The sequence below is a fragment of the Pelagicoccus sp. SDUM812005 genome, assembly GCF_031127875.1.
GTDB lineage: Bacteria > Verrucomicrobiota > Verrucomicrobiia > Opitutales > Opitutaceae > Pelagicoccus.
Genome location: NZ_JARXIA010000005.1, coordinates 281,921 through 292,119 on the forward strand (window position 1 = coordinate 281,921; position 10,199 = coordinate 292,119).

At 57.6% G+C, this 10,199-nt stretch carries 6 protein-coding genes; 3 read left to right on the forward strand and 3 right to left on the reverse strand.

The window, feature by feature from the left end; translation table 11 throughout:
* The first annotated feature begins 20 nt into the window (after nt 1-20).
* From QEH57_RS08620 to QEH57_RS08630, 3 genes are read left to right on the forward strand one after another with little or no spacing between them, the layout of a single operon-like run.
* Entirely contained in the window at nt 21-1,487 is a 1,467-nt protein-coding gene (locus tag QEH57_RS08620) for a DUF4038 domain-containing protein (protein ID WP_309006313.1), read from the forward strand.
* 58 nt (nt 1,488-1,545) lie between these two features.
* Nucleotides 1,546-2,973, forward strand: a complete 1,428-nt coding sequence (locus QEH57_RS08625; RefSeq protein WP_309006314.1) for a DUF1593 domain-containing protein — start codon at nt 1,546-1,548, stop codon at nt 2,971-2,973.
* Nucleotides 2,974-2,976: 3 nt separating this feature from the next.
* On the forward strand, nt 2,977-3,651 hold the full coding sequence (locus QEH57_RS08630; protein WP_309006315.1) for a LamG-like jellyroll fold domain-containing protein: 675 nt from the start codon (nt 2,977-2,979) through the stop codon (nt 3,649-3,651).
* Between the two features lie 16 nt (nt 3,652-3,667).
* Here the strand turns inward: QEH57_RS08630 and QEH57_RS08635 are convergent, their stop codons facing one another.
* The 3 genes from QEH57_RS08635 to QEH57_RS08645 all read right to left on the reverse strand — a co-directional run.
* Entirely contained in the window at nt 3,668-5,038 is a 1,371-nt protein-coding gene (locus QEH57_RS08635) for a pectate lyase (RefSeq protein WP_309006316.1), read from the reverse strand.
* 197 nt (nt 5,039-5,235) lie between these two features.
* Nucleotides 5,236-8,631 (reverse strand): hypothetical protein, encoded by a 3,396-nt coding sequence (locus tag QEH57_RS08640; RefSeq protein ID WP_309006317.1) that lies wholly within the window; start codon nt 8,629-8,631, stop codon nt 5,236-5,238.
* A gap of 992 nt (nt 8,632-9,623) precedes the next feature.
* Nucleotides 9,624-10,199: helix-turn-helix transcriptional regulator (locus tag QEH57_RS08645; protein ID WP_309006318.1), on the reverse strand; the 576-nt coding region annotated here is incomplete at its 5' end.

A 10,199-nucleotide genomic window follows, 5' to 3' on the forward strand; every position in this document is an offset into this window, starting at 1 on the left:
CCTCAATCCCTTCCAAAAAAATGAAAAGAACCATCTACAACATGCTTTCACTTCTCGGCCTGCCACCCCTCCTGCTGCTGTCCGCAGCGGACTGGAAAGAGCACGGAAAACTAGAAATCGCGGAAAACGCCCACCACATCCAACATCAGGACGGCACTCCCTTTCTTTGGGTCGGCGACACCGCCTGGGGCATGTTCCAGCAGCTCACCCGCGAGGAGGTAGACCTTTACCTCGACCACCGCCAAGCCCTCGGCTTCACGGTTATCCAATCAGTAGCCCACTGGTCGCCCCATGGCGGCGGCATCGACCGAAGCCCCGACAACGCCCGCAACGCCTACGGCCACAGCCCCTTCACCGGCACGGAAAGCGAGCCCAACACCGCCGAACCGCTTGTCGTAAATGGCGGCAGCCCGACCCAACCCAACGACTATTGGGACAACGCCGACTACGTTGTCGAAGCCGTGCGAAAAAGGGGCATGTACCTAGCCCTCCTCCCGTGCTGGGCAGCCGAGCTAGTGACCGGGAAAAATGAATACAACGTCGAGGAGGCCAAGGCCTACGGCACCTTCCTCGGGAATCGCTACCAAGATGAGCCCAACATCATTTGGGTGCTCGGCGGCGATACCAAAGCCATGCTCAAGGGATTCGACAAGAACCAGAAATACCACGACTACGACAACCGAGCCATCTACCGCGCCATGGCCGAGGGCCTTGCCCAAGGGGTCACCGGCCAAAGCCCCGCTTGGAACGAAAAGCATCCAGCGTGGGACGAGCTTTTTCTCACCTATCACCCAGATGGAGACTCCCGCTATAACTCTTCGCTTTGGTTCCACCAAGACCCTTGGCTCGACGCCAACGGAGTCGAAGTTTGGAAGGAAGTCGACGAAGTGCACCGTATCATGGTCGACGAATACGAACGGACAAACCCCATCAAACCCTCCCTCTTCCTCGAAGGCTCCTACGAGTACGGCACCTACCGCCACGAATGCGGCTGGGTAACGCCCGTGCGTGTGCGCCGTCAGTTCTACCATACCTTCTTCGCCGGCGGAGCCGGACATACCTACGGAGCCGGGCCCATCTGGGCCATGCGCGGAAGCGAAGGAGATTATAATTGTGGATACACCTGGCAACAAGCCCTCGACTTCCCCGGAGCGCGCCAAGTCGCAATCATCGGGCAGGAGTTTCTTCGCCAGCACAAGTGGTTCGAATGGGTACCCGATGGCAGCCTAGTAGGAGCCGTCGGCCTCGGCGAAGACCTGAAAGCCGCCGTCTCCACCAAAGACGGGAAATTGGCCCTCGTCTACTTTGGCAACAATACCCACACCCGCATCAACAACACCCTCGCCGGGGCCGCCCAGGCCCACTGGTTCTACCCACGCGACGGCGAGATCCAAAAAATAGTTACATTCCAAAAAGGAGAATCCCGAGACCTAGCTCCCCCCGCCAAATGGGAAGACGCCATCCTCGTGCTCAGTCTGAACGACTAACCTCAAAAGCATCCCAAAAAGAAGGAGCAAGCGAACGCACCCACCTTCCACAGTGCCCATGAAACATCTCGTATTGAAAAAGCCATTACTAATCCTACTCGCAGGACTCGCCTCGCTCGCTGCCGCGAGCGAGAAGCCGCGCTTGTTCGTCCTCACCGATATCGGCGGCGATCCGGACGACCGCATGTCCATGGTGCGACTCATGACCTACGCCAACCATATCGACATCGAAGGCCTCGTCGCCACGCCTCCCGGCGGCAGCACCCGCCCCGTCCACCCTGAGTATATCGAGGACATTGTCACCGCCTACGGCAAAGTGCGCGACAACCTCGAGCTGCACGAGCCAGGCTTCCCCACGGAAAGCCACCTTCGCTCCCGCATCGCTTCCAGCCTGCCGCTCGGCGACATGGAAGCGGTCGGCGACGGCAAGGATTCCCCGGGCTCCGAGCTGCTCATCGCCGCCACCGATAGCAACGATCCCCGACCGCTCTGGGTCTCAGTCTGGGGAGGTCCCAACGTCCTCGCCCAAGCCTTGTACAAGGTCCGTGCTACCCGCAGCCCGGAGGAGCTCGCCAAATTCGTTTCCAAGCTCCGCGTCTACGCCATCTCCGACCAAGACAACAGCGGCCCTTGGATACGCAAAGAATTCCCCGAGCTCTTCTACATCGTCACCCCCGGCGTCAACGCTGGCGGCGGCTTCCACCACGCCACCTGGATCGCCATCGGCGGCGACAAGTTTCACGGCCGTTTCGGCGGAGCCGACTTCCAGCTGGTTTCCAACGAGTGGCTCGAGCGCAACATCCGTTCCAAGGGTCCGCTCGGAGCCGAGTACCCACATTGGGAATACATGATGGAGGGCGACACCCCCTCCTTCCTCAACCTCGTCAACAACGGCCTAAGCGTGCCGGAACGCCCGGACTGGGGCGGCTGGGGCGGACGCTACGAACTCTACACGCCTCGCACGGAGAAGTGGTTCCTCGAGCCGGAAACCCGCCCCATCTGGACCAACGTGCAAGACGAAGTCCTCGGCAACGACGGCGAATGGCATACCACCAATCACGCCACCATCTGGCGCTGGCGAGAAGCCTACCAAAACGACTTCGCCGCCCGCATGGACTGGACCATCAAACCCTACGCCAAAGCCAACCATCCTCCGATCGTCAAACTCGACCACCCTGCCTACCTCAAAGCCAGGCAAGGCGAACGCGTGGATCTCAGCGCCCTCGCCTCCAGCGATCCCGATGGGGACGCACTCTCCTTCTATTGGTTCTGCTACGAAGAGCCCGGCACCCGTCGCATGTCCAACTCCCGCAGCGGTGACAAGCACGACATCGTCGGCTTCGACCAAGCCCAAGCCCACCTCACCGTGAAAACCAGCCGCGTCATGCCTCCCGGCACCGGCACCATGCACATCATCCTCGCCGTCACCGACCACGGTAGCCCCCGCCTCACCCGCTACCAACGCATAATCATCGACGTCGAATAACATATGGCCTTAAAACATATCCACCTTTCAACTACGATCTGCCTGTTCGCGCTCGCAGCCCTTCCCCTGCAAGCCCAAACCGAATCCACCGTCTGGCGTCTCGACAATCTAGAATCGCTCGGAGGTCAACCGCTCGCAGTGGAAGGAAGCCCTCGCCTCATCGATACGCCACGCGGCAAGGCCATCGAGTTCGACGGCGTGGACGACGCCCTTTTCCTAGACGTGCATCCGCTCGAAGGGTGGTCAAGCTTCACCGTTGAAGTTGTCTTCAACCCCTACTCGGACGGCCCCACCGAACAGCGTTTCTTCCACATGCAGGAAAACGAGACGGATTCCCGCGTCATGTTCGAAACCCGAATCGTCGACGGCAATCGCTGGTTCCTCGATACCTTCATCAAGTCCGGGGAACAAAAGGTGGTCAACTACGCCCAGAACCACCTCCACCCCACAGGAGCCTGGTACCATGCAGCCATCGTAGTAGATGGACAAACGTTCAAGCACTACGTCGATGGGGAACTCGAGCTCAGCGAACAACTCGACTACGCCGCCCAGCGTGAAGGACACATGTCTCTGGGCGTCCGCATCAATCGAGTCAATTGGTTCAAAGGCGCCATTCGGACCATTCGCTTTACTCCCCAGGCCCTCGCTCCTAACTCCTTTCTGAGCGCCAAAGATTGAGAGTGCGACCGCTGCCCTAGCGCTCGCTCAGCTCGATATACTCGCAAAGCGTGGCCACGTTTCGGTTGAAGACAGCGCTACTAATTCGATCCATCTCCTCGTATTCGCCATTCCAGCGCTGGCCTTTCGGCAGCGTAGCCTTGAAGCGGTCCTTACGCGTTATCCAAGCGCCCGTGGGTTCTTGCGCGGCAATAATTTCCCGCACGGCTCGGGCCAAAACCTCCAGTCGCTGCGCTGCCGCGGCAGCGTCCAATTGCGACGCTTCCAGCTGCATCAACCTAGCTCTCCCCAGCTCAAGCGCCTTCTGGTAGCGCTCGCTGCCCGCTTCCAAGGCCGACTCGATATTCACTTCGTAGGCATAGCCCGTGGCACGCTCCGGGTGGAGCTCCGCGACGCTGTTCACCCGCTTGCGACCGCGGTCGTAATAAAGAGCCTTGCCAGTGCCAATCTCGACGAAGCGGGCCCATTTTCCATTTTCCAAACGTATCTCCCTTAACCATCGCAAGGCATCGGGAATCGGCTCCAGCAAGGTCTCGTCGCCGAGGCAAAGGTACAAATCGATCAGCGTATCCACATTCTTGATCGTCACCGCGGGACATACCGACGCGGGCTCGAAGGTACGCGCCCACGCGGGCTGCAGGTATTCGTTGTACTGCTGAGCCCAGCCAGGCTGCGGCGGCGGCAATTGCGATACCACGAAAAAACGAGCCGCGCGGCGCAAGCTTTTCTCGATCGCTGGATCGCCCGGATAATGCTTGCGGGCCTCGATCATGACCCGCACGCAGTCGTTAATGCCTCCATCGTTGAAGGTGGCGAAATCATGATAGTTGCCTCGCTCTGGATACAAGTGCGGCCAGCCTCCATTGTCCAACTGGGTGGCCATCATCATGTCCACCGCCCGCCGCGTGGCTTGGGAAAGCGTATCGTCATCGACCACGGCGTCCAAGGCCAAGAGAAAGCTGATTGCCGACTGGCTTTGATTATCGTCGAAACTGACCGTCTCGTTGCTCAAGTCTGCGAAGTTGATGGTGTGATCCCAGCCACCGTGCTTGTTTTGCCCGCGGATCAAGGCCATCGCCGCATCCTGGGCGGCGGCCAAGGCAGCTTGGTCGCCCGTCGCCAGGTACGCCCGCAAAAACGACTGCCCCACTGCTGGGGTGCCCGGCGGCTGCACTTCGATGGTATCCTTATCCTTCGGCCCTTCGCCCCAGCGGTGCGACAAGTCCGGCGTCACATGGTAAACGTATCCTCCGTGCGAATTCAGGGTGCGAAAATAGGCGACCCCTTGCTGCAAGGAAGCCACCGCTTGCTCTCGCAGCGCTTCGCCGCTCAAGGCGCAATTCGATACGAGGAGGAGGAGTATAAACGGGGTGAATCTCATTTTCATGGAACGATAGGGCTTTGTCGCTCTGAAGCTAATACGTTATCTTGGCCCGACCAGAAGGGAAATGCGAGCCTAAGGGCGAAGCATCACGGGTTGTAAAGCATACGCCGCCTTGAAATCCACAACGTATCATACATTCCGATACAACAAGACCGCCACTCTGGGAGTGGCGGCCCTGTCATTTATCATACTACGCTAGACTACATATCAAAGGAAGCGGTGAGAATGAACTGACGCGGATCTATGATACGGTAGACGGACGTCGTTCCATCGAGGAAGGCATTGGTCGCCTGCAGGCTGCCGCCATCTTCGAACGCGTTCTTCACGTTGATCTGGAAGCTCGCGTTTACCTTGTCGTCGAAGAGCTTGGTCTTGTAGCTCACGAAAAGGTCGACGAAGGTCTCGGCTGGCGAATAGATCGGCCGGTAGGTGTCCAGCGTGGTGATCTTGTTTTCGGGGAGCGACAGATCCTTGTCGGGATCGTAGCCCATGCCGTAGAAGCCGATGTTGGCCTTGTCGATCCAGCGCACGGAAGCTCCCACGCTCATATTTCTCAGGATGGTATCTTCGCTGATACCGGCCAGATTATACTTCGTGTTGAACTTGGCCGAGTACTTGCGGATCTGCGGACGGGGACGACCTACCAAAGCGCGGAATACAGCGAGCGGCGAATCCACGTTGGAGATGAAGCGGGCCTCTGCGTTGGTGTCATTGTGGTAAGGACCAATGCCGTCATTGAACTCCGTACCCGAGATGTACCACCAGAGCAAGTTGCCTCCAGGACCTTCAGGCAGATGGGAATAGTCGCCTTCCAACATGATCGGAGCGACAGCGCTCTCGTCCACGTCCGGAGTCGAAAGCCGATCCACTGGCTTCCAGAAGGTGCGAAGCTCTTCCTCCCCATCGATCGTTACCGTTTCGTGGTAGAAGCGAGGATCTTCGAAGGTGGTCCAAACCGGCATGCGCTTGGCGATATAGTCGTCCACGGTTTGACCGGCAGCGGTGTTGATCGCTTCGTTCTTGGTGACCGAGGCGCTGACCGTCCAGTGGCGGTTCGGATTGTAGTTGATCTCCAACTCGTCGCCCTTGGAAACCATGTCGTTGACTGCCGCATAGGTGCCCGCGTCGGCGATCTCCTGCAGCCCCTTGTAGAGCTCCACGTCCATTTGCATGAGCGGAGCCATCACCTCTGGAACGTCGTTCGCGCTGTCTCCGCCTTCGCGGCCTTCAAGGTTTCGCAACAGGCGCCTGAGCGACTGGTTATCGTTGGCTACAAACCCGTCCATACGCATGATGCGTTGGGCCATGGTGCTGATGTCGCCGTCGCGCAGATCGTTCTGCTTGGTGGTGTAGTGAACATAGCGAACCGAGAGGCGGCCATCCATCATGTTCAGCCAAAGTCCCTTGTCCGTGGTCGTCCCGGTTTGGTTGGGCAACGGGTTGAGGTCCAGGTCCCAAGCGGGCCCCTTGGCGATGAAGTTGTCTGCTTCGTTGTAGGTAAGGCTCATGCCGCTGACTGCTTCGGCGAAGAATTTGCTGATGCCGCTGCCGCCGTCGACTTTCGACTTGAGGAAGTCGAGGTCCCGGAACGGGCGAGCCACGATCGAAAGGTTTTCGCTCTTGCCGCCCGCCTCGCGCCACTCCTCGTGCCAACGATTGCTCAAGGCGAAGTCGTACTCGCGCAGGTCCGGAGTCAGCTTGGCGAAAGGCGCATTGCGGTCGTACACTGTGTCCTCACGGGTGCCGAAAGTCGCGATCAGCTTTCCGTCGAGTAAGGTACTCTGCAAAACGACACCGGTCGTCTTGATCACATTCTGCAAGGCCGCATTGCCCGCTCCTCCATCCGGGCTCGGAGTCCAGCCTACCGCGCTCACGTCGGAGATTCTGCCTCCTCTCGGCCCCCAATTGAAGGCTAGGCTGTCCCCTTCCGGGAAATAGGCGGGTGCGTACTCGATGCCGCCGAAGCGCGTGCTGCCGACGTAGTACTGCTCGTTCAAGCGCGAGTAGTTGCCAGCGACGCTATACTCGGAATCGGTGTTGGAAGTCGTGCGATTTCCTAAAAGGGTGTTGGAAGCGGCATAGGCTTGCTGCCAAGGCGTATCCAAAGCCAAGGCGGAGTGCCGGTACGCGAAGTGGCGATTTTGGCGATCCTTGTATTCGTAGTAGCCCACCGCTTGCTGCGTACCCAGCCACTTGGTCCAGCCATCGTCGTCGGCAAAGTTCAAGCGATACACGCCTTGGGCGCGAACCGTATCCCAAAGTTGCGACTGGTCCCTCAGGTACGGCTCGCTGCTCCTCAGGTACGGCAGGCCAAAATAAGGGTTCGGAGTTCCGTCCAAATTGACCATGTTCACGTCGACCTGAAGCTGGCCAACGTTGCTGTTCACGCTGGCCCGCCCCATCGGCTGGTTTTCGAGCCGCTTCACGTCCTCCCGCATGAACGTTCCTTGCAAAGCCAAAGTCTGCCGGGGGTTGTTCAGGAGGATCTGGTCGATTTGAGCCATGTAGATATTGGTATCGTCCCAGGCCTTGCTATTGCCCATCAGGTTCACCTCTTCCCAATCGTATATCGACTTATCCTCGATCGGACGTGCCAGGGAGTTGAAGAGAGGCTGCTGGGAAGCCGTGTAGGTGTCCGCAGGCCCGGTAGTGAAAAGACCCAGCCCCGTGGTGCTAGCCGCATAAGGATCCGTGCTCGCCAAAGCGCCGCTGGCAAATCGATTAGTGGTCCAGTATGGCGCCATCTCGGGCGAAATCCGGAATGTCGAGCGGCTCTCCTCACCATTGAAGTAAGAAGGACGGCTCGTGTAAGGCTCGGTCGAACCGAGGACATCGCCTTTACCGTACACGTCACCGTTCGCCATAGTAACTAAGCCCGTAATCGGGTTCCAGCCCGGCATTCCAGCCTCTACCCAATCCGTATAATAGTCGCGAGGCGTGGTGAAATTAGGACGAACCGACTCGTTTTCGTAGTGATACCAGGAAGCTGCTATAGTGGTATTCTCGAAGGGTTTAGCCTTCACCTGCAGGCTAAGCCGTCGCGCATCTTCGCCCGCCGGCTTGCGAACGAATCCCGTATGCTGGTCGGCGAAACTCAAACGCACCGCAAAGGCTTCGGAAAGCAAGCGATTGACGTCGATCGATGCCCGATGCCCATCGTAGCTGTCCACGCGCATCTGCACCGCTGTGAACTCGTGGTTCAGGTTGGCGGTAGCCGGTACTTGGTTAACCGTACCGGAAGCGTTGCCCAAGCCGAATATATTGGCATTCGGACCACGGCTCAACTCCAGCGAATCCAGCCAAAGCTTATCGACGGGAACGCGACCCGTCATGCCTATATTATTGAACGCTATATTCGCATTGCCGATACCGCGTACGCGATTCGCGTTGTTAGGATCCAGGCTCACCTGGTCGACCACAGCGCCCGTACGGTCCGTTTCGAACAAGGAATAGGAACTCGTGCCTTCGGTACCCGCCATGTGGTCGAACACGTCATTGATATCAACCATCGCGAAGTCCTCCATTTGCACGGTAGTCATCACAGTGATCGACTGGGCGAGGTCTTCGACCTTCGAATTCAGACGGGTGCCTGACATGGAGTTAGCTTGAAAGTAACCCGTCGTATCGGCAACCACTTCGAACGGAGAGAGCTCGAACACTTCGTCTTCAGCATCGGTAGCCGGCGAATCCTGCGCCAGAAGTAGACTCTGAGAAAGCGCCCAGCCCGTCGCTGCCAAAAACGCGGCACGCCGAGGCGCCCCGCGGGGACATATATATCTAGTAGGTATGAATCTTTTCATATAGTTTGAGGTTGTATTTTCTGAGACAAAGAAACCTCGAATCGACATGGCTTTGCTTTTACGCCGAACCAAGAAGCCTCTTATGTTCAAATTCTAAAAATTATATAATCCTTCCATTCACCCGGCCTAGAGACTCACAATGCGTCTCTTATAAAAAAGTACCCTCGACAGTACGCCCCCTTCTACAATCCGCTAAAACGGATCAACAAGCTATTCTCTATAGCCTCAAACAGTGCCATCAACGCAGCCTTCCTGAGTCTAACTTAAACCAAATACAAAGCGCGGGAGCGACCTATTATAAGGACAGTTCACTATCGATGCTCCAACAGGTCCCGCCACTTATAAGAAGATCAAAAGCCTATCAAAAGCCGAAGGCTTCCTAACACATCCATCAGGGGTGAATCATAGATTCAACGCACGCCGACGGACAACAAATCAACCATCAGGTATGGTGTCGTTCTGGGGTAACATGACTTAAAGGGTACAGGGGTTAACTCTAACTATGGAGTAGTCAAAAAAAGCGGATTACCTAATAAGCGATCTCTCCGCTTCGAGTAGGATTAAAGAATACCGCATATTCTTTAAGAACACCACGCCTATAAGATCCGAAAACCACCCCTATCCTAAGATTAAAGCCCAGCTCAATACGGGGATTTTCCTAGTAAGCCCCCTTACCAGCCCGCATTAGGACGCTTCTCTACTTGCTCTGTACCAAAAGTAAAAAGCTTCTTCGGGTCACTAAACCAAAACCCCAAGTATACCAAGGTTAACGACCTGAGCGACCTCGGTCACGAAACAGCCGAACGGCCAACCGAGGACGCGAAATTCAACGGCGACACGCCGTAGCACTTTTTGAAGACCCGCGAAAAATGGGCCGCGTCCTCGAAGCCCACCGCGGCCGCCGCATTCTTGACGAGAACGTTCTCCCGAAACAGCAGACGGGCCGCATGGTTCATCTTCAAGCGCATGAGCTTCTTGTAAGGAGCCTCCTCGTCGTAGCGGGCGAAAAGCCGCGAGATGTAGGCCTGGTCGAGCTTCACCTCCTCCGCCAGCTCGGCCATCGAATTGAGTCGGACGTAGGCCTTCTCCAGCAAGTCCCGACACTTTCGATAGCTCTGGTAAGCCCCAGCCCCGCTTCCTCCCTCACCCTCTTTCGAATCCTCGAGCTGCAAAAGCAGCAGCTCGGCCAGCAAGCAACAGGACCGCTGCGCCTTCGCCCCCCCGCGCGCGCCGAACATCACCATTTGCCGAAACGTTTCCTCCACCCAACGGACTCCCGAAAAGTCGAGCACGCTCAAGTCCCCCAGCGGGCTCCGCTCGAAAAGCGCCTCCGCCGCGCTCCCGTGCAGGTCGACAAAGTATTT